This window comes from Bacillus sp. WC2503 (genome assembly GCF_052682895.1).
Genome location: NZ_JBQYMD010000001.1, coordinates 407,936 through 428,104, shown reverse-complemented (window position 1 = coordinate 428,104; position 20,169 = coordinate 407,936). Strand labels below are relative to the sequence as shown.

The 20,169-nt window shown below is 35.2% G+C and carries 25 protein-coding genes and 1 pseudogene; 10 read left to right on the top strand and 16 right to left on the bottom strand.

Translation table 11 applies throughout. The annotated features are described in order from the left end of the window. Window positions 1-8: 8 nt before the first annotated feature. The gene (locus tag ACUN26_RS02310; RefSeq protein ID WP_001052538.1) at window positions 9-1,751 is read left to right on the top strand and encodes an ATP-binding response regulator; all 1,743 of its coding nucleotides are present in this window, start codon (window positions 9-11) and stop codon (window positions 1,749-1,751) included. Between the two features lie 94 nt (window positions 1,752-1,845). On the opposite strand, the gene ACUN26_RS02305 is transcribed toward ACUN26_RS02310, so the two are convergent. The 3 genes from ACUN26_RS02305 to ACUN26_RS02295 all read right to left on the bottom strand — a co-directional run bounded on the left by ACUN26_RS02305 (window position 1,846) and on the right by ACUN26_RS02295 (window position 3,470). Beyond that, window positions 1,846-2,040 carry a YxiJ-like family protein gene (locus ACUN26_RS02305; protein ID WP_230305545.1) on the bottom strand — a complete coding sequence of 65 codons (195 nt, stop codon included), beginning with the start codon at window positions 2,038-2,040 and terminating at the stop codon, window positions 1,846-1,848. A 99-nt stretch (window positions 2,041-2,139) separates the two neighbouring features. Continuing rightward, complete coding sequence (locus ACUN26_RS02300; protein WP_000473635.1) at window positions 2,140-2,505, bottom strand: VOC family protein; 366 nt, start codon at window positions 2,503-2,505, stop codon at window positions 2,140-2,142. A 62-nt stretch (window positions 2,506-2,567) separates the two neighbouring features. After that, window positions 2,568-3,470: an AraC family transcriptional regulator gene (locus ACUN26_RS02295; protein ID WP_000446845.1), complete on the bottom strand. Its 903-nt coding sequence runs from the start codon at window positions 3,468-3,470 to the stop codon at window positions 2,568-2,570. Window positions 3,471-3,588: 118 nt separating this feature from the next. Here ACUN26_RS02295 and ACUN26_RS02290 point away from each other — a divergent pair, with 118 nt between their 5' ends. Together ACUN26_RS02290 and ACUN26_RS02285 are read left to right on the top strand one after the other, a co-directional pair. Continuing rightward, window positions 3,589-4,092 carry an RNA polymerase sigma factor gene (locus tag ACUN26_RS02290; RefSeq protein ID WP_002038125.1) on the top strand — a complete coding sequence of 168 codons (504 nt, stop codon included), beginning with the start codon at window positions 3,589-3,591 and terminating at the stop codon, window positions 4,090-4,092. Between the two features lie 5 nt (window positions 4,093-4,097). Further along, complete coding sequence (locus tag ACUN26_RS02285; RefSeq protein ID WP_000501647.1) at window positions 4,098-5,222, top strand: anti-sigma factor; 1,125 nt, start codon at window positions 4,098-4,100, stop codon at window positions 5,220-5,222. 43 nt (window positions 5,223-5,265) lie between these two features. On the opposite strand, the gene ACUN26_RS02280 is transcribed toward ACUN26_RS02285, so the two are convergent. Further along, window positions 5,266-6,243: an HD domain-containing protein gene (locus ACUN26_RS02280; protein ID WP_000587052.1), complete on the bottom strand. Its 978-nt coding sequence runs from the start codon at window positions 6,241-6,243 to the stop codon at window positions 5,266-5,268. A gap of 260 nt (window positions 6,244-6,503) precedes the next feature. Between ACUN26_RS02280 and ACUN26_RS02275 the strand changes: the two genes are divergently transcribed. Beyond that, window positions 6,504-7,394 carry a CPBP family intramembrane glutamic endopeptidase gene (locus ACUN26_RS02275; RefSeq protein ID WP_000536087.1) on the top strand — a complete coding sequence of 297 codons (891 nt, stop codon included), beginning with the start codon at window positions 6,504-6,506 and terminating at the stop codon, window positions 7,392-7,394. Between the two features lie 72 nt (window positions 7,395-7,466). Here ACUN26_RS02275 and ACUN26_RS02270 read toward each other — a convergent pair whose 3' ends face one another. After that, the gene (locus tag ACUN26_RS02270) at window positions 7,467-8,573 is read right to left on the bottom strand and encodes a metallophosphoesterase (protein WP_000793638.1); all 1,107 of its coding nucleotides are present in this window, start codon (window positions 8,571-8,573) and stop codon (window positions 7,467-7,469) included. A 34-nt stretch (window positions 8,574-8,607) separates the two neighbouring features. Between ACUN26_RS02270 and ACUN26_RS02265 the strand changes: the two genes are divergently transcribed. Further along, the gene (locus ACUN26_RS02265; RefSeq protein WP_033657320.1) at window positions 8,608-8,790 is read left to right on the top strand and encodes a hypothetical protein; all 183 of its coding nucleotides are present in this window, start codon (window positions 8,608-8,610) and stop codon (window positions 8,788-8,790) included. A gap of 280 nt (window positions 8,791-9,070) precedes the next feature. Further along, window positions 9,071-9,436 carry a hypothetical protein gene (locus tag ACUN26_RS02260; protein WP_000432655.1) on the top strand — a complete coding sequence of 122 codons (366 nt, stop codon included), beginning with the start codon at window positions 9,071-9,073 and terminating at the stop codon, window positions 9,434-9,436. Window positions 9,437-9,664: 228 nt separating this feature from the next. Here ACUN26_RS02260 and ACUN26_RS02255 read toward each other — a convergent pair whose 3' ends face one another. The 5 genes from ACUN26_RS02255 to ACUN26_RS02235 form a co-directional block, all read right to left on the bottom strand. Further along, window positions 9,665-9,916 (bottom strand): hypothetical protein, encoded by a 252-nt coding sequence (locus ACUN26_RS02255; protein WP_000435466.1) that lies wholly within the window; start codon window positions 9,914-9,916, stop codon window positions 9,665-9,667. A 111-nt stretch (window positions 9,917-10,027) separates the two neighbouring features. Next, the gene (locus tag ACUN26_RS02250; RefSeq protein WP_001055206.1) at window positions 10,028-11,560 is read right to left on the bottom strand and encodes a fatty acid--CoA ligase family protein; all 1,533 of its coding nucleotides are present in this window, start codon (window positions 11,558-11,560) and stop codon (window positions 10,028-10,030) included. A gap of 164 nt (window positions 11,561-11,724) precedes the next feature. After that, the gene (locus ACUN26_RS02245) at window positions 11,725-12,150 is read right to left on the bottom strand and encodes a hypothetical protein (protein WP_000822232.1); all 426 of its coding nucleotides are present in this window, start codon (window positions 12,148-12,150) and stop codon (window positions 11,725-11,727) included. Window positions 12,151-12,326: 176 nt separating this feature from the next. Continuing rightward, window positions 12,327-13,316 (bottom strand): lipoate--protein ligase, encoded by a 990-nt coding sequence (locus tag ACUN26_RS02240; protein ID WP_000897263.1) that lies wholly within the window; start codon window positions 13,314-13,316, stop codon window positions 12,327-12,329. Between the two features lie 9 nt (window positions 13,317-13,325). Then, window positions 13,326-14,060: an MBL fold metallo-hydrolase gene (locus ACUN26_RS02235; RefSeq protein WP_000784683.1), complete on the bottom strand. Its 735-nt coding sequence runs from the start codon at window positions 14,058-14,060 to the stop codon at window positions 13,326-13,328. 202 nt (window positions 14,061-14,262) lie between these two features. On the opposite strand from ACUN26_RS02235, the gene yhfH reads away from it, so the two are divergent. Continuing rightward, the gene (yhfH, locus tag ACUN26_RS02230; protein ID WP_000567010.1) at window positions 14,263-14,391 is read left to right on the top strand and encodes a protein YhfH; all 129 of its coding nucleotides are present in this window, start codon (window positions 14,263-14,265) and stop codon (window positions 14,389-14,391) included. A 40-nt stretch (window positions 14,392-14,431) separates the two neighbouring features. Here the strand turns inward: yhfH and ACUN26_RS02225 are convergent, their stop codons facing one another. After that, window positions 14,432-15,445 carry a LacI family DNA-binding transcriptional regulator gene (locus tag ACUN26_RS02225; RefSeq protein ID WP_000103728.1) on the bottom strand — a complete coding sequence of 338 codons (1,014 nt, stop codon included), beginning with the start codon at window positions 15,443-15,445 and terminating at the stop codon, window positions 14,432-14,434. Between the two features lie 196 nt (window positions 15,446-15,641). Here ACUN26_RS02225 and ACUN26_RS02220 point away from each other — a divergent pair, with 196 nt between their 5' ends. Both ACUN26_RS02220 and ACUN26_RS02215 read left to right on the top strand, forming a co-directional pair. After that, entirely contained in the window at window positions 15,642-16,583 is a 942-nt protein-coding gene (locus tag ACUN26_RS02220; protein WP_001082252.1) for a helix-turn-helix transcriptional regulator, read from the top strand. A gap of 92 nt (window positions 16,584-16,675) precedes the next feature. Further along, window positions 16,676-17,176, top strand: a complete 501-nt coding sequence (locus tag ACUN26_RS02215; protein ID WP_000787586.1) for a DinB family protein — start codon at window positions 16,676-16,678, stop codon at window positions 17,174-17,176. A 19-nt stretch (window positions 17,177-17,195) separates the two neighbouring features. On the opposite strand, the pseudogene ACUN26_RS02210 reads toward ACUN26_RS02215, so the two are convergent. The 5 genes and pseudogenes from ACUN26_RS02210 to ACUN26_RS02190 form a co-directional block, all read right to left on the bottom strand. Further along, window positions 17,196-17,282, bottom strand: a pseudogene (locus ACUN26_RS02210) (YIP1 family protein); the annotation flags it as partial. A gap of 108 nt (window positions 17,283-17,390) precedes the next feature. After that, entirely contained in the window at window positions 17,391-18,566 is a 1,176-nt protein-coding gene (locus ACUN26_RS02205; RefSeq protein ID WP_000755824.1) for an N-acetylmuramoyl-L-alanine amidase family protein, read from the bottom strand. A 395-nt stretch (window positions 18,567-18,961) separates the two neighbouring features. Continuing rightward, on the bottom strand, window positions 18,962-19,051 hold the full coding sequence (locus ACUN26_RS02200; protein ID WP_000505668.1) for a YjcZ family sporulation protein: 90 nt from the start codon (window positions 19,049-19,051) through the stop codon (window positions 18,962-18,964). 51 nt (window positions 19,052-19,102) lie between these two features. Then, window positions 19,103-19,405, bottom strand: a complete 303-nt coding sequence (locus tag ACUN26_RS02195; protein ID WP_000140282.1) for a DUF2087 domain-containing protein — start codon at window positions 19,403-19,405, stop codon at window positions 19,103-19,105. A gap of 36 nt (window positions 19,406-19,441) precedes the next feature. Then, complete coding sequence (locus tag ACUN26_RS02190) at window positions 19,442-19,657, bottom strand: hypothetical protein (RefSeq protein WP_000977614.1); 216 nt, start codon at window positions 19,655-19,657, stop codon at window positions 19,442-19,444. 274 nt (window positions 19,658-19,931) lie between these two features. Here ACUN26_RS02190 and ACUN26_RS02185 point away from each other — a divergent pair, with 274 nt between their 5' ends. Next, window positions 19,932-20,078 carry a hypothetical protein gene (locus ACUN26_RS02185; RefSeq protein ID WP_000264964.1) on the top strand — a complete coding sequence of 49 codons (147 nt, stop codon included), beginning with the start codon at window positions 19,932-19,934 and terminating at the stop codon, window positions 20,076-20,078. Window positions 20,079-20,169 lie beyond the last annotated feature (91 nt).

Sequence of the window (20,169 nt, the reverse complement as noted above, 5' to 3'; positions counted from 1 at the left end):
GTGACGATATGAATCTTAATAAACGGCTTATCATCCAATTTATACTGCAACACGTTTTTGTTTTAGTTACATTACTTATTGCTGTAGTCGCTGCTTTCACTTATTTAATTTTTCTTGTTACTAGTATTTCATACGAACCTAACATTCCGGATTCTGATAGTTTTACAATTTCAAGATATATCTCTTCAGAAGATGGCGATATTACGTTAAAAACGGAAGTAAAAGATTTAATTAAAGAGAAAAATGATTGGATTCAGATTGTAGAGGAAAACGGGAAAGTCCTCTATCAATTTAATACACCAAGTGATGTCCCAACTTCTTATACGAAAACATCTTTACTCGCACATATACAGAATCATATAGAAAGCCCTTATACATTTACATATTGGGAAATTGAAGTAGAAGAAAAAAACGTACTTGTTATTTACGGCGGTATGTTAAAAAGTAATGCATTACTAAAAACAATTCAGAAAGAACACTCTTCTGTACCTACAGATTCGTTCACATTAACAGAACAAGAAAAACAGTTACTCTCTAAAGAAAAAGCAACGCTGCAAATATTTAATCATAGTGGCGAAGAGGTTTTTTCCTATCCAACTGGAAAGAAAAAAACACTTTCTACAATACAGACTGCTCTTAACGAAAAAGAACCGTGGAATCATAAAGAAAACACGTCTAGCTTTTACGATGCAAATAGTGGTCAGCTTCTCGTCGTTACAGCAAAAAATCAACGATACTACCCAGATGACGAAATTGAGGATGTATTTACTAAGAAGTTTCTAATCGGATGCGGATTAATCCTTCTTATCGTCTTTGTTTATTTAGTCATTCTATCTATTTGGTACGGAAATAAGTTTGGGAAACCGTTACTACACGCAATGCGTTGGCTTAAAAATATCGCTGGTGGAAAATATGAAGAGCCTGTTAGTAAAAAAGGAAAACCAGTTCGATTCAGGCGATCTGGTAAAGAAAAATGGTCATTTCGCTTATTTAGAGATGTTACTAGCTCACTAGAGCACCTTTCAATTACACTCAAAAAAAATGATGCGATGAGGCAAGTACTGCAGCAAACACGTGAAGAATGGATTACCGGTCTAACGCACGATTTAAAAACACCACTTAGCTCTATATATGGCTACGCATTATTACTAGAATCAAAGCAGTATAACTGGACTGATCGTGACATTCAGCAATTCGGCAGCGTTATGAAAGAGAAATCTCAATATATGACTACACTAATTGACGATTTAAGCTTAACGTATCAATTAAAAAATAACAGCCTTCCTGCCCAGCACGTAAACATTGAAATGAATCAATTCGTCCAAAAAGTATTATTACAATTTATTAATAATCCGACACTGCAAAATCAAAATATTGAATTCGTACCGAGCTCAAATAAAATTCAATATTTCATTGAAGAAAAATGGTTCCAGCGTATTATCGAAAACTTACTAGCAAACGCTGTGAAACATAATAATGAAACGACAAATGTAATCGTAAAGCTTTCGCAGGATGTAAATTCATTTACACTATCTATTTCAGATAACGGAAAAGGAATGGACGATAAAACGAAAGAACTTTTATTCGAGCGATATTACAGAGGGACTAATACAGAAGAAAGCAACATCGGAACTGGACTTGGTCTCGCCATTACGAAACAGCTCGTTCATGCCCAAAACGGGACAATTTCTATTGATAGTGAACTCGGGAAAGGAACGACGATTGTTCTTGTATTTCCGTTTCGTTCATAAAAAAGGTGCTTTACAAAAGCACCTTTTCTTTAATACTCTTCTATGATAACAATTAATAACTTCCGGATTTGTTCATATATGCTTAGTTGGCGATTCAATTCCACATATTGTTCCATATACCTATAAATAAATATTCTGGATACGCTTGTAAAAAGCTTTTATACAACAACTCTCTTTGTAATTCCAGAATTTTTTTAGAAAAAAGAACATAACTCAAATTCCCATCTATTAATGACGTATAACTGTAAAAATCCTCCACAAAAGAATCTGTCTTATATTCCTCTTCAATTCTTTCTATATCTTCCGATGGGTATGGTATTTCTAACTCTTCTTTTAAATATTCAAACTTTTGACGAAGTCCATGTTAATTTTTACTATGTCTTCTCTCCTATTTCCCTACTAACACAAACACATTCTCATCAGGCGCTTCCATTACCGCAACATGTCCTGATTCTGTTGGAAATGGTTCACGAATCCATTTTACATCTTTATTATCTTTTAAACTTTCATACGTTTGTTGTACATCTTCTACTAATACTTCGACTTCCATAAAATTAATATCCGGATGATTACTTATTACTAACTCCGAACTTTTTTCATCTAGAAACTTCAATCCTATTAACGTCCAAATAACCCCTTCTTCTAGTTCTCTTTCTATAATCCAGTTTTGCTTCATTCCCATTTCTTTATAAAAAGAAACCGACTTCTCTATATCCTTCGTATGTATAGATACACATTCTAGTTTTTTGAACATCTTCCCATTTCCCCTTTATTAAAAAGCGAACCATCTCCCAATGATTCGCTTTTACCCTATTATTATTTTTTCTTCACCGGTATCCAAAGCTCTACTTGAGCGAACTCACTCTTATCTTCGTGGCAACGCTCATCATATAGTTCAAACTCTGTAACGCCGCAATGTTCATATCCTGAATGCGGGAACCATTCTGAAAATACTGCATTCCACGTTTGATGAATGGACGACACCATTTCTGCATGAGGAACTTTCGGTGTTGTAAATACGGCATATGTTGCTGCCGGGAAAGTACGCTTTGCAACCTCATTTGGTACATTTTCAAAGTCTGTAACTTCCATTCCGATAATATAAGTGAAGTCCCCTGTTTCTAAATTAAAATCTGTACATAATCCAAGTTCTACCCATTGGCTCGTATCTTTACGATTCGGAATCGTTGTTCCAAGATCTTTTTGTAAATATTCTTGCCAAAATGCTGGAATGTCTTGGTGGTTTTTCCCTTCTTTACTTGTCGTCTTCAGTTCATAACCTGCCATTAAAAATTCTGGTTTATTTACAATACGATATTCCATTTGTATGCCCCCTAAATACGGATTTAATTTTCTTTGTTTTACATTCACACTGTAATACATCGGTGTTTCAATTTCTTGTTTTCGATATTCACTCGGTGTCATTTGAAATAATTTTTTAAAGGCTCTCGTGAACGTTTCATGAGATTGAAAGCCATGCTCAAACGCGATATCAATAACTTTTTCATCCGTATGAGAAAGTTGATAAGCTGCCCGGGCTAACCTCCTCTTTCGAACATACTCCATTACTGTATCACCTACTAACGCCTGAAATACACGATGAAAATGCGACTCAGAAAAACCTGCAATGCGAGCTAAATTACGCAGCGTCTGTTTTTCCATTACATCCTCCTCAATATAATCAATGGACCTTTGAATTTGTGTTTCATAGCTTTCCATCTCTGTTCACCCGCCTTATATGTATTATGATAAAAGAGAATCCTATCCAATTCTTGACGTTTTTTACTATAATTTTAAAAACAAATGTAACTTTTTTATATGTATTTCGTTGTTATGTATGAAGGGAGGGAAATTAGTGAAACGCAAACAATCATTAGAAGACATTTATTCAGATCATATGCATGATTTATTTCGCTATCTTCTCTCCCTAACCGGAGATTCCCACTACGCGGAAGATCTTATGCAAGAAACATTTTACCGAATGCTCGTCCATATTGACTATTATAAAGGAGAAGAAATTAGACCTTGGTTATTTACAATTGCCTACAACGCCTTTATCGATTGGTACCGAAAAGAGAAAAAATATAAAACAACGAAAATTGAAGAATTCCATTTACCACACGTGCCAAGTACAGAGCACTCTTATTTCGTAAAACATGAGATTGCTAGTTGGTTAGAAGGTTTATCTTCTCTTCCGCTCGAAAGACGAAATGTCCTGTTACTACGAGATTACTACGGATTCTCCTATAAGGAAATAGCAGAAATGACTGGTCTCTCATTAGCGAAAGTAAAAATTGAATTACACCGCGGACGAAAAGAAGCAAAAAGCATAAAGGAGTGATACAGATGGGTTGTGCAGAGTTTAAAAAACTATGGGAAAAGTACGAAAACGGAACGCTCACGCATGATGAACAAGAGCAGTTAGAAAGTCATATTGAGACATGTGAAGAGTGTGAAGCTTACTTAGATGAGCTGTTAGTAAAAACAGAGCCACTTAAGAAAAAGTTACCGCCAAAGGATATGAAAATTCCTTTTTGGAGAATTAAATGGAAAAATCGATTACAAATGTTTGGTTTCATCCTATCTATTTGTATCGTCATATATGTGATTGGTGGGATATTATCAGCCTTTTATTTTCAAACTAATAATGATAAAAGACTAGAAGAAATAAGAAGTGTTCCTTCTCTTGCAATTGAAGCAACTCTTCCCAATAGTCATGTTACGGGCGGTGGAACAAGTGTAGAAGCTTTCTTTCGTACAAATAGCCACTTTAATTTAGTGAAAACAGTCGGCAAAAAAGAAATTTCACTGGGTACATTAGAAACAAGTAGCTTCTTATCATCTGTAAATGTCTTAAATAAATCTTGGATGAATACATTCTATCAGCCAAAACTCTTCTTCGTTCACCCAAAAACAGAACCGGGTGATTATTTAAAAGAATCTTCAAAAAAAGTGTGGGATACACTTACAAAAGTACATGAAGGAACCGTTGCAGAAGTAGCAATTTCTTTTGACAAACTTTACACTTTAAAAGAATTAGAACCGCTTCTATATAGCGTATTTGGTGCACAAGAAATGCCGCCAACTCCTTTATGGTACGCTTTAGACACAGGACAAGAAAGAATAAATGAAGAAAATTTCATCCTATCTGGGAGCGACTTTATTGGATTTCCAGAACACATAAGATTCCTTGATGATGAAACAGAAAATCAGAAAACGCAAGAGGGTAAAGTAATTGAAATGATGCGTATTCTTTCGACACATAAAAAAACTGTAAGTAAAGTTGCTATGCTTCCTGAAAGCGAACTAAACTTAGATAAACGTTATAAATATGTAAAATATAACGGCGTAAAAGTATATGGCATTGTCATTACCGGCCCGTCGAAAGAATTATTAAAATTACAAAACTCCCCGCACGTACGTTATGCGACTCTTGGAGATATTGAGATGTGGAATTGGTTTGATAATTAACAGGAAAGAAGTAGAGCATCCAAAAGTGATGCTCTACTTCTTTTTAATTAGAAATCACTTTCACATACATCCCTCTCACCGATTTTTCATAAGCGATATCGCTCATCTCTCTTATTTTTTCTGATACGACAGATGACTGAACGATTTTCCCTTCACGAAGTAATAGCGGATCAATAAGACGGACTTTATTTTTCTGATGTAAATCATACTCACTTCTATCTTCTCTTACTTTTACATTTGGATGGACTTTTCTTAATAAAGCATATACTTCTGAATCGTTACATAGCTGCAATTTTACTATAAGCTCATGATCTTCAAGAAGAAAATCATCTGCATGAATAACTTGTTTATGAAGAGCTAACTTTAACGTCTTAGCTAACATATCATTTCCGTAAATATTAGTTGGTTGCATAAAGAAATCGATTACTTCTTTGTAATACGTTTCTGTAAACCATTCTGCCATTTTGATATTTTGAAGAACCATTTTCCCATCTACTTCGATGACATCCGATAAAAAATTGTGAACTTCTTCTAAAGAAACATATCCGTATGTATACATATCTCGTAATGTGTAATCCACCCGGTCTGCACATAATTCCGGCGCGGATCTTTCCAGTAACGTCCACTTCGAATCATCTAACAAAATATCTTCATAGTTATAACCATACTTTGAAAGAATTGCTGGAATTTCTGAGTTTTTCACAACAGAACTAAATATCTCTTCATGATAACTTTCATTCATATTATCAAAAACGTAATCTATTACATGAGAAAAAGTAGTATGTGATACGTCATGCAGTAAACCAGCAATCTGTTCTTCTACCGAACCACCTAGTTTTTTTATTAACAACATAACACCAACTGAATGATTAAATCGCGTTACATTCCATTTCTCATTCATTAAGTAACTTGCTCCGGTTTGATGAATCCCCTTCAACCTTTGCACTGGTTTACTTAAAATTAATTCTTCTAACACTTGATCTACTTCAAATTCTCCGTATAGTACATCTGATATGATCACTTACAGTCCCCCTTTTCAAGCAGATTCTTTTTATAGTATCTCTTTTTTAAAGAAGAGTAAATATACTATTCTATCATTCCAATATGAACGTTCTGTTTTCAAAAAAGCGGTCCTCTATTCTCATCAAGTTAAATCATAGAAATTAAAATATTTCCACAGTTCTTCTTTTTTGTTTTAATAGATTTATAAATGCATATTCATTTAAAAACAGAAATAATTGAAAATCGATTCACCATTATAGTATGAAAGGTCGGATAACTATGGGTAGTTATTTTCCAAAAGCGGGGAAGCTCATTGGTGGAATCATTATACTTCTTATTTTGCTTTCATCTCTTTGGCTTATATGGATCGGAGAAACAAACATTCGTTACAGTGGGGATCATACGGGCACACTGCCTTTTTGGAACAAGTGGATCCCTGTTATTGTCGGTATACTCCTTGTTCGTTTCTTACCATCTCATCATAAAAACTATAATCCCCTTCAACAATTTGAACTAAGGCGCATCATAATTCAAACTGTTATTTTATTCTCGAGTGGTTTCCTCTTCACGATTTGTCTCCTCACCACGAACTTTGAAGGAATGACATTACAATTGTGGTTTATGATATTTAAAATTATTTTATTATTATTCACTCCATTAATGCTTCTTTTATTTTATAAAAGTAACCCCGAAAAAGAACGACAAAAGCCTGTAAAATCAACGGGAGGTAATAGATGGTATCGGTTTACACCACTTATTGTCATTATAGTCTGGGGTTACTTCAACTTCTTTTCTACATTCTCTACACCATTTGTTTCAGCGAGAATGGAACCCACGATTTTAATCTTAATTTTACTTGTAGGATTTCTTATAAATGGTGTACTGGAAGAGCTTTTTTATAGAGTTTGGTTGCAAACACGTTTGGAACTATTACTAGGTACTTGGCCGGCTATACTTCTTACATCATTGTTATGGGCGAGCTGGCATATTGCATTACACGGCTCTGGTCATTGGGATATTGATACAGCTACGGTTATTGTGAACCATGGTATCGTAGGTCTATTCCTTGGATATTTGTGGGCGCGTTATCGTAAGGTATGGGTAATTATTATTGTTCATGGATTAATTAATGCACATCCACAACAACTAATTGAGATTATATTCAAGTAAAGGTCGCGATTACGAAATAAAAAATAAAAGGGATTATACATATTAATCATGTATAATCCCTTTTATTTAACCTTATTCAAACGTAACTTCTACCTGCACAATCTCCGACCTACTACCAAGTCTAAGCGGCGGTCCCCAAAATCCGAATCCAGAAGAAACAATTGCGTGGAATGCGCCTTTTTGTGCGTATCCCCAGTCTAGCTCGTACATTCTTCTCGTTACAATATGATTTGGTGCCATTTGTCCGCGGTGCGTGTGACCGGATAATAATAAGTCTACACCTGCCGCTGCTGCTTGTTTTAACTCAAATGGCTGGTGATCCATTGCTATAACAGGCATCGATTTATCCACTGTATTCATAAGTTGTTCAAAGCTTTGGCGATCTCGCTCTGTTTTATCTCTTCTTCCAACGAGATAAAAGTCATCTTCAATTGTGATCCCTTCATCTAAAAGAATACGAATATCAATCTTATCCATCTCTTGTAAAAACTCCGGAACCGCTCTGCCGTAGTATTCATGGTTTCCTAAAACGCCATATACGCCTAATGGAGCTTTCATTTGTTTCATAATATGACCCATGTTTTTTTGAATAAATACCCCTGGATGATCATCGATAATATCCCCTGGCAGTAAAATAATATCAGGCTCCATTTCATTTACGTGACGGACAAGTCTTTTTAAATGCGATACACCAGACAGTTTACCGAAATGCATATCAGAAGCCATCGCAATACGTAAACTTTTGCGGCCCTTCACCTTTTTCGGTATGTGCACTTCATATTTTCTTACTACCGGACTATACGCATTAAATACTCCATATGCAAAGATAAAGATAAACGCAGCTAATACAGCCGCCCCTGTCCAAATAATTGCTGTTTCTTTCTCAACCGAAAACTGTAAAAGAAAGACTGTTATATCAGCTAACGGCAATAACATAAGGGCGTATTGTATGACTGCAAACCAAATTGAACCAATCGTTCGAAGGAATGGGAGAAACTTAAACACTTGCACGAGAATATACGCATAAGAAATAAATCCGACTACGAAAGCATAATACCCCCAGGACTCCCAGCCAAATACTGCATGAAGCCAAACCCATCCGTTCCAGCCGATGTAAAACATAAGTAGCGTGTATATAATTAACATAGTAAATATATTGAAATAACGAAGATTCTTCACAGCTAGCCTCCTTATTGATTTCTTCTATTATAACTTGTTATGCACGTTTAACGTAAATATTAAGCACAGCAATCTTCACAATAAAAACATTGATAAGCACAGCGTTTTAAAATTTTTAGGAACTGCTGTAATGGGCATTTTAGAATCTTACGTGTTAGGCCAAATTGATAATGATATTGAATATGTTGCGATGCAGGTTGGGTTGGAAACAACGTAAAAGATGTTGATCAAAAAACATTTAATAAATCATTTACACTAGATTGAAAGAATAAAAAATTAGTAGAGAAAAAATAAAGAAAACCGAATCGCCACTTAGATGACGGTTCGGTTTTTAAAGTTCGTTACCTTACTTTCAACAATTGAGCTAGCTCTTTAAGACTCCCTCTCAAAGAAAGTTCGTTATTTATGTTAAAATATTGCGAGTAAGTTTCTGTCCTTAACGATTTTATCACGTATTAAACAAAATCATTTAAAAACGAAGAAAGGATGGTACTAACATGGAAAACGTATCAGATGTACATAAAGAGGAATCAATAAAATCCTTACAGTCAACAATCCGTAAACTCGAAAGTGCCTTGTCACAAATGACTCAGAAAGGCTCAAATACTACGTTAGTAAAGAAACGCCTCCAGGCAGCTTGTATCGGCTTAGCAATGCTAGATAGTGTTTGGAATCAAAAACCTCATCATTACAACCAGGAAGATTTAGCAGAAGCTCGCAATGTTCTTACCGGTTTGCTACCATCAATTGAAAAAATTTACGTTAAGTCAAAGGTTGGTAGTCCTCAAAGAACTCTTTTAGAAAGAAGGATTAAATCTTTGGAACTTGCTATTCAAGCGATTAATAACACTTCTAATGAGTAACTTTTCCAACTAAAAAGTGGCAGGTGCTTTCATTCATTAAGAACAAAACAACTGTAAAGAGCCTTACTACAAACGTGTAGCAAGGCTTTTATTTCGAGCTTTATTATTTATAAGTACAATTATAAGCAGATTAATTTATCGTCTTAAACCCATTGTACTCATCCTTTTATTGATAACAATTATCAATAAATATCAAAAATAATAAACACCCCATCAAATGATGAATGTTTATTTATTACACAAATATGCTTTACGATCATTTTTAAATAATAAATAGTGCGCTGTATGAACTTTCCTCTCCAAATAATCAATTGAATACGTACCAGATGGATCTACTAAATCACCAATTGCTCCTGAAAGCTGGTCAATTACTTTCTGCAGTGTTTCTAAGTTTTTCTTCTCATTTTCAGCGTTCATTTCATCCATAATGTCACAAATAAGATATTGCACTCGCCGCAAACGTAATTCCTTCTGCTCCATGTATATCTCCTCCCTACTAGTCATATTACGGTTTAAATATATGGTGTCATAGCTTAACCAATGCAAAAAAATAGAGGCAACCAACTTCATAAAGCTGGTTGCCCCCCATTCTTACACTTGCATCGCTTTTTCTCTCAAAGCTCTTCTTAACAACTTACCCGTCGTATTCTTCGGCAATTCTGTTAAAAACTCTATGCTCATTGGCACTTTATATTTTGCTAAATGTAACGTGCAATAATGCATCAGCTCTTCTTCTGTTACGTTCGTTTGTTTCAGAACGACGAAAGCACGCACTGCTTCTCCTAAGTTTTCGTCTGGTACACCAATTACGACAACTTCAGCTACTGATTCGTGCGTATATAGTACCTCCTCTACTTCACGAGGGTAGACGTTATAACCACCAACTAGGACGATATCTTTTTTACGATCAACGATATAGAAGTAACCTTCTTCATCCATTTTCGCTAAGTCTCCTGTATATAGCCAGCCATCTTTTAATGTCGCAGCTGTATCTTCTGGTGCATTATAGTAACCCTTCATAACATTAGGTCCACGAACAATTAATTCACCGACTGCGCCGACTGGTACGTCTTCCCCAAGTTCATTCACAATTTTATTTTCTACATGCCAAATATTTGTGCCGATTGACCCTGGTTTACGCGGGCGATCTAACGGATTGAAACAAGTAACTGGTGATGCTTCTGATAAACCGTATCCTTCTGAAACAATTACGTCAAAACGTTTTTCAAAGTTTTGCAGAAGAGCAACAGGCATTGACGCACCACCTGAAATACAAAGGCGAAGCGTCTTCACATCTTCTGCGCTTGCTTCTTCAAATAAATATAAATAATTGTACATCGTCGGTACGCCAGCAAAAATCGTTGGTTCATACGTACGACAAATACGGAACACTTCTTTCGGACTAAATTTCGGTAACATTAAAATCGTTGCCCCGTTCACAATCGGTGCATTTACCGCAACTGTTAAACAGAATACATGGAACATAGGCAGTGCCGCAACGACGCGATCATCGGCCGTATATTGTAAATACGACGCCACATCGCTTGCGTTACTATATAAATTTTTATTTGTTAACATAGCACCTTTTGGTTTTCCAGTTGTGCCTGAAGTGTAGAGGATAACCGCTACATCTTCTTCATCTAGTTCCGGACCTTCGTAAGTCGCATCTCCAGTTCCTATAAAACTAGTAAACGTTTTCATTTTTTCGGTTTCTATATGATTAAAATCTGATGAGGTTTCGCATATGATGATGTTCTCTAGTGAAGGAAGTCTTGTTGTAAGAGATTGTATAACAGGTAGAAGGACGTCGAGTACGATGATTGTTTTTACATCTCCATTTTGTAAAATATAATGCATTTCGTCTGCTGTATAAATTGGATTAACTGGTATAACAGTTGCCCCAGCTTTCATTGTTCCGTATAAACCGACTAAAAAATGTGGTGAATTCCCAACAACTAATGCGACATTGTCCCCTTTTCCAATGCCCATTTCTGCTAAATTGCTAGAAAACCTTGTGACCATTTTGTTTAATTGGTCATACGAGACCGACTGATCCATAAAAACATAAGCCGGTTTATCCCCCTTCTGTTTTGCCGTTTCAGCCAAAGATTGAACGAGATTCACACAAACCCCACCTTTATAAAATTTAGAATATTTAAAAATTCTAAATTAATTATATTAAAAGAAAATTAAAGTGGCAAGTAATATCCTATTAACTGCATATACACGGCGTACTTCCTATTGAATAACTTTGGAAAAATATAGTGATTTCACTTACCAGCAAATTATTAAACGAGGACAGAAATCATTTTAGGATAATATGCACCTATCTTTTCTCTAAGCTTTTCAAGTTCTTCTTTATTTAAACTTGTATGCTCTCCATACAAGTTTATCGCGTCCGCTCCATTTTCATGAAAGTACACTGTAACATATACTGTCGGTAACCCTGTATCGTTTTCATCTATAGACAAGACAACATCTGGTATTTTACCAACAGTACTAAACATTTCATTTCTTTTCCATTTCTTACTTTGAAACATAGTTTGTATATCATCTATCTTTCGTTTGTTATCCGTATGCGTATAATATATAACATTATCCTTCGCTGGTTTTCCAATAGATAAAGTTGTACGACTTGAGGAGGTTTCATCGTTACACGCTGTCATCCCGATGAGGAAGCTGAGCAATAATACAACGCACATTATTCTTTTCATTTTGATCCACCTCCTTTTATTATGTATATTCCTTTATAAGGGGCAGATGACTCGTGAGTGGTGTTTTGAGGAAGATATTTGTGATAAGTGAAATTATATTAGCCGCAACTCAAAACCAAAAGTGACAATCCACACAAAAAGAAAGAGGCTGCCCTTTATGACAGCCTCCCCCATTTTTAGAAGAATAAATGTAAGAAATCTTCTGTTGTAATATTACCAAAGTAGCGTGCGATATCTACGCCTTCTAAAGCTGCAGTGAATGCATCTTTATCGAACTGTACGCCTGTTAAGCGTTCTTCAATGTCATGAACATCTAGTGATCCGAAGAAGTCACCGTAAATTTTACATTCTGTTACTGTTCCTTTTTTCACTTCAAGACGAACGTCAACTTGTCCAACTGGGAAGCGGTGTGAATGTTGTAAGTTGAACTTCGGAGATTTTCCGTAGTTCCAATCCCAATTTTGGTAGCGCTCTTCAGAAAGTTTATGTATTTCTTTCCAATCCGCTTCTGTTAATTCGTACGTTGGAATTTCTGTTTCACCTTCGAAAATGGTTTCTAGAAGAAGTTGTCTAAACTCTTCTGTCGTCATTTTTTCGTTTAAGAACTCTGTAATATTCGCAACGCGGCTACGGATTGATTTAATTCCTTTTGATTGAATCTTATCCATTTTTACTTTTAATGCCGATACGACGTGATCGATTTCAGAGTCAAATAGTAACGTACCGTGACTGAACATACGACCTTTCGTTGAGAACTGCGCGTTACCTGAAATTTTTCTACCTTCAGCTAAAATGTCGTTACGACCACTTAGTTCTGCATTTACGCCTAATTTACCAAGCGCTTTCGTTACAGGCTCTGTGAATTTTTTGAAGTTGCTGAAACTGTCTCCATCATCTTTCGTAATAAAGCTGAAGTTTAAGTTTCCTAAATCATGATATACCGCGCCCCCGCCTGATAGACGACGAACGACATGAATACCTTTTTCTTTTACGTAATCTGCATTAATTTCTTCTACTGTGTTTTGGTTTTTACCAATGATAATGGAAGGTTCGTTAATGTAGAACAGTAAATATGTTTCGTTAATATCTAAATTCTTCACACAATATTCTTCAATCGCTAAGTTTATTCTAGGATCTGTAATCCCTTTATTATCAATAAATAACATCGTATCACCTCATGAATTCCATACGTAGCCACTATGAGCTAACGTAATATGGCCACTGAAAATTTGTTTTGCTTCTGTTACTAAATCAGATGGGTTTCCTATATGCGGTAAGTGCGTTAATAAAAGTTCTTTTACATTCGCATCTTTCGCAATACTTGCCACTTCTGTACTATTCATATGCCCTGCTTTTGCAGCCTCTTGATGTGCATACATATTACACTCACAAATGAAAAGATCAGCATCTTTTGTGAATGGAATGAATTCAGAAATATAACTGGAATCAGCGCTATATACTACAGCGTTACTACCAGCTTTAATACGCATCGCAAAGCATGTAACAGGATGAACAGTTTTTAAGAATGAAATAGAAAAAGGTCCAACTTGAAGTGTTTCTTCTGGGTTGTACGCGATTCCTTTCGTATGCGGTGCATGCGTTAAAGAATGGAATCCATTCTCGTCAAACGTATGACCGTATATTGGCAATTCCGGTAGTTGTCCCTTTGTCGCACTTGTAATTAATCTCGCATATTGCAATACCCCAATGTCTGCAACATGATCGTGGTGGTAATGCGAAAGTACAACTGCATCTATATGAGATGGTGTTATATATTTTTGAAGCTGTGCTAGTACACCACTACCACAGTCTACAAGTAAACGAAAACCATCGTGTTCAAACAAATACCCCGACGTTGCTTCTCCCGCTTCTGGAAAGCCGCCCCAAAAGCCGACAACAGTCATTTTCATATGTATCCATCCTTTCTAAAACCGAGTAGGAATGCAGTTTTTCTCCGTACTTGAGAAAGTTTTTTACTTACATCCTACATTGTTAACTATAATCCATTTCCTAAACTTTTTCATTAATTTTCAATTTGTTATAAAACAGTTGTTGACTTTTATTTTTTGTACTAATACAATGATAGTAAGAAATGGAAATGGAGGAATTGACATGATCGATCAACCAATGGAGTTTTTCAGAAATTTACCGACGAAAACTTGTGCGCACTGCGGGAAAGAAATTGATGAGCAGCACGAAGCATACCATAACAAATGTGATGACTGCGTTCACGAAGAGTAGTAGTTTGTGAACAGAAAAAAAACCTAGCAGACATAGTCTACTAGGCTAATAACATCGTATCCTTCATCGTTGAACCTTTCACCAAGAGCTCCAGTTCAAACTCATACAATTCTTTTTTACGATAATTTTTCGTATGGATTTTATCCATCATCAGGTCGACAACTTTTCGAGCCATTTCATCAATTGGCTGTTCAATTGTCGTAATACCTGGCTCAGTAATCTGCGATAAAATTTGATTATCAAAACCGATAACAGCGAGATCCTCTGGAATACTCCAGTTATGGCGCTTCGCCTCTGAGATAATTCCAGCTGCAACCTCGTCGCCTCCTGCCAAAATCGCGGTAGGATTTTTTTTGTCCTTTAATACTTCATGGAATATTCGCTTCCCATCATCCCAAGAGAAAGCGTTTTCAAGAAAATCAATCGCTTCTACTTGGCGGCTCTTCTCAGTTATTGCACGTAAAAAGCCCATTTTCCGCTGTTGGCTAACAACTTTGGTTTCGTTACCACGGCAAAAAATAAGATTACGATATCCTTGTTCTAATACATGATTGGCAGCTATATATGCTCCTTGTGCATGATCAAATTTCACTGTTGGAACATTTGCTTCCTCAATATATTCATTACATAACACGATTGGACCGTGCTGTAAGTACGGCTCTACATCTTCCCATGGATTTTCTAGTGAACATAGAATAATCCCATCTACTTGTTTCGTAGATAATAATTGTAAATACTCCATCTCTTTTTCTGGTAAATATCTTGTTTGACAAATAATCAGTTTATATTTATGCTCAGAAGCAGCAATCTCGATTGCTTCAATAAATCTACTAAAAAAAGGATTTGTAATCCTTGGAACAAGCACCGCAATTGTTTCTGTTTTTTGTTTACGAAGCCTTCTCGCCGCAGAATTAGGAACGAAGCCTAAATGCTTCATTGCTAATTGAACCCTTTTTTTCTTCTCATCTGAAACATATGGATGATTATTGATCACCCTAGAAACCGTTGTCCTTGATAACCCCGCTAATTTCGCCACGTCCTCGATAGTCGACACGAAATTCTCCCCCTTTGCATGAAAACGTTTTCTTATCCTGATTATATAGTATATTATTGGAAACTGCAATATAGGTTGTTATGATTTTACTATATTAATATTATACATAGGAAAAAGTCTGTTAATAGTAGGGGAAAATGTATTACTTTTAGAATTTTACAGTGATCATATTTATAAAAATAAAGGATGATATTTCATGAATCGAACGGATCGTTTATTAGCAATATTAATTGAATTACAAAGAAAACAAACTGTTACAGCACAAAGTTTAGCTGGAAAATTTGAGACAAGTATAAGAACTATTTATCGAGATATGGATGCACTTAGTGAATCTGGTGTCCCAATTTTTGCAATGCCCGGCCACGGCTACTCATTAATGGATGGATATTTCTTACCACCCATTCAGCTTACCCCTGAAGAGGCTGTTACCCTTTTATTAGGCGGTGATTATATCGAGAAAACTTTCACTTCTTCTTTTTCTGCACATGCACAATCGGCAAAAGAGAAACTTGAGGTTATCCTCCCTACTGATCAAAAAAAGAAAGTTGAGGGGTTACGAGGTACTTTCCGTTTCCTTTCTCCTATATTTTCAAACCAGCAAGCCGAGCAAGAAAAACTAGAGAACCAACTTTTCTTGCTACAAGAAGCAATTCAAAACGAGCAAGCTATCTCTTTTTCTTATCGTAAGCCAAGAGAAACCACAAAAATAGAGCGGACTGTTCATCCTTACGGTTTAGTCAATATTTCAGGAATTTGGTACATCGTTGCTCATTGCTTACTTCGGAAACAAATACGTAATTTTCGTTTAGACCGTATGGATACATTACAGCAAAAACAAGAATTTTTTACAAAACCGAAAGACTTTTCTTTACAAGACTATCAACCTGAAAACAATCGTATTGTTACGATTCATTTATTGTTTCCATCTCATATTGCACATAAAATTATTGAATCTCGATACTTTTTTATAGATTCATACGAGCATAAAGATAATGGTTTCCATGTCTTTTTGAAATCAAGAAACATAGACGAAGTGTTTCAATGGGTATTGAGCTGGGGAAGCCAAGTGCAAGTACTTGAGCCAAAAATTCTTTCTGAGAAAATCCGTGATGAAGCAAAAAAAATGTTAAAACTTTAATTTTTATATTTCACTACTGACATAATGTTGTCAGCATTACTTCTTTATAGTAGGTAGTAACAAATACATTTTCATAAAAAGGAGTTAGTGATATGAAGAATTTTGAAGAGTTAGCAACGTACTACATAGGGGAATTAGAAAAGTACTCTATAGAACAATTTAGGATGAAGCCTTCTAGTGAGGAATGGTCTCTCGGTCAAATGTATAATCATCTAATTGCTTCCACATACATGCAATTAGATGCAATCACAAAATGTAAAGGCGAAACACCATCAGTAACTAACAAAAAAACGGATATGGGTGAAAAAGTATATAAACTTGGTGCTTTCCCAGACATACAAATCAAAGTACCAAATCATCCTGGATATACGCCAGAAAATCCAATTAACAAAGAAGAAGTACAAGAGCGTTTTCTGAAATTAATTACAGTTGTTAAAGACATTGAACCAACAATTACTTCTATTCGAAGTGCTTGTAAAGTCGAACACCCTGGGCTTGGTTACTTAAATGCGGCAGAATGGTTTCAGCTCATTTCTATGCATTTTGCACATCATCTTCGTCAGAAAGAAAGATTGGAAACAAAAGTTTTATAATTCTACTTCCCACATATCCTTACAGTTTAGATATTTCCTGCATAAATCCAGCCATGCTCGCTAATAAACTAGTGAAAACGAAAAGTGCAAGAATAAGAGGAATAAGTAATAACTAACTGTAAAGATGAAAAAAACACCTTCACAGGTGTTTTTTTCATCATAGAAATATCTTAAAATAGATATCTATTGTCATTTATTCAATTAAAAATCTTTGTTACATCATAACGCCATCATTTTTGAATGAATACCATTTTCCATTAATGAAATGTTTGCCCACTGCCATTGCACCATTGGATTGTAAATAGTACCATTTTCCATCTTTTTGTAACCAATTTGTTTTCATCGTTCCATCTTCATTCAAGTAGTACCATGTGCCATTCACTTGTACCCAACCAGTTGTCATTGGGCCATCATAAAAGTAATACCACTTGCCATTGTAGTTTAACCAACCTTCATGATTCGCTCCACTTTTCTCATCAAAGTAATACCAGTCACCATCCACTATTTTCCATCCAGTCACCATAGATCCATCTGGATTAAAATACCATGAAGTGCCGCCTTCAGCTAGTTTCCCTGTACGCATAGCACCACTGTCATCGAAAAAGTAGCGCTTTCCTCCTTCATCTAACCAACAGTCTTTCCATCCATTTTCTGAACTTTTCATCGTGCCATTTGAGTTCAGATAATACCATTTTCCATTTTCTTTTACCCAGCCTGTTTTCATTGTGCCGTCTGTATTCATGTAGTACCATTTTCCATTATCTTGTACCCAACCTGTTTGCATCTTACCACCTACAAAATAATACCAGCTTCCGTTATAGCTTAGCCAGTCATTATAACTAAGCCCCTTATCGTTAAAATAGTACCACTTATTATCAATTGAAGTCCAACCTATTGCCATTGATCCATCTTCGAGAAAATAATTGCCTGTATGATATTCCCCAATCCAAGCTTTCGTAAACATCTGCCCATTATCTGGATTTAAAAAATAAGTTTTCCCATTATATTCAAGCAATCCGTAATGTAGCTTTCCACCTTGATGTACATAATACCACTTTCCACCATACTGAATCCAACCTTCATTGGCATACATTGTACCGTCTGCTCCCAGTAAGTAACCCTCATATTGATATACAATATGACCTGTTTGCATTTTTCCATTACCATCAAAATAATACCATTTTCCACCATCTTGTAACCAGCCTGTTTTCTTCATACCTTTTTGGTCATAGAAATACCATGTATCCCCTACTTTTACCCAACCACTTTGCTGAATTGTCTGCTCTGCTTTTGCAGTAGTCTGTTTCACATTATCTTGTTTTTCAGCATGTGATACTGCCGGAACTATAACCATAGCAGACATTAAAACTGGTAAAATAACTTTCTTCATTTTCCATATCCCCCAAATAATGAATAATTTTTGTTTTTATTTCCACAAACAGTATTATATTACGCTATTTAGATATAATCAATAGTTTTTGTAATATAATCGTAATATTTTTAAATAAAACGAAACAAAAGTATAGTTAAAGTCATTAAATTCACTTATACGTTACAATATAGGTAATATTACACATCTATCAACTTAAAATATTACTTTTTCTAAAACGAAAAGGATGAGCCGAATTTTCAGTACTAACTGTAAAAACGTGAATTTTTCATTATGGAGTGATCTATTTTCTTAGGTTGATGAGTATTTGGCAAGCCCCCATAAATAAATGTTTTTGTGGGATTACGTCTTCATAAAGAAAAGACACTCTTATAAGAGTGTCTTTTCCATAGCTTTTAGCAAAAGCAAGCAGCTCCAACGATGATTAATAAAATAAACAATATAACTAATAAAGCAAATTCACCGCAACTACCACCAAAGCCCATAATATTTCCTTCTTTAGATAAGAGAGGCAAACTAGGAATTACTCATTACATTTATAACTCCTCCCACTTCGTCCAAACTTCTCTCCCATTTATATGGTACATATTATCCTCTCGATCCATAAACCCATGCACGATAAATTCTCTTCTAATCGTACAAAAATCATCATGATATTGTTTTATGAACACATTTATTTCTTTCTCTGTATATTGATTTTCAACGTTTAACTTGCTAATCAAATGTTCTAATAACACTAACTTTTTCTTTTTTTGACCTGGAATCGATTTTAAACGATTCTCTTTATCGAAAAAGTTACGAATGTTCGTATCCCTAAATTTCATTTCGCTTTCGGTCATTTTGTTATCCTTCATCAGCTTTTAAATAGTGAAACTTTACTGTTTTTCTTTACCGTTTTTCTTTATTCTTTCACTTAAAAAATCAATAAAGTAATATTCACTAATTAAAATGTAATACGTTACAATCATTCCCAGTATATCCTTCATGCTCGTATGTTCTTTTTTGTGAAATAAAATCGGATATAGTGTATAAACCAAGAAGGTGATTAGTGGATATATTATAAAATAGAAGCGAGATTTTTGTTTCATCATATCAACTCCCCTATTCTAGTTTTCTCTGTAAATTGCTGTAAGTCCTTTTCTTTCGTTTAGACTGCAATTAGAAGTTAAAGATTATCCTTGTTCCAAAGAAAATACGGATGAACTGCAACTACAGCAAGATGTACAAGCCATTTAAGAATTGAAAAATCTTCTTAAAAAACCTGAATTAACGGAAGAAAAAAGAGCTCAATATTAATTTTCAATTATCGCTTTAACTCCTTATACACAATTGCATGAAACACTTCCCCTCTTGGACGAATCGGATATGTGGATACAAGAGAGAGCGGCTGAAATTCTAGGTTTCCATAGATACGTGCCAGCTAGCGAAAAACTAAATTGGGTTAAAGAGCACGGACAACATAACGGGAAAATGGCAGCTGAATTAGCATTAAAAAGAATAAAAATGGAATGAAAGAACGAAAAGAAAAATGCTCTAATAACAACAATCTTTATGAACAGATCCAATAAAAAGAGCCTGTATCGATAATCACTGAGTAATTATT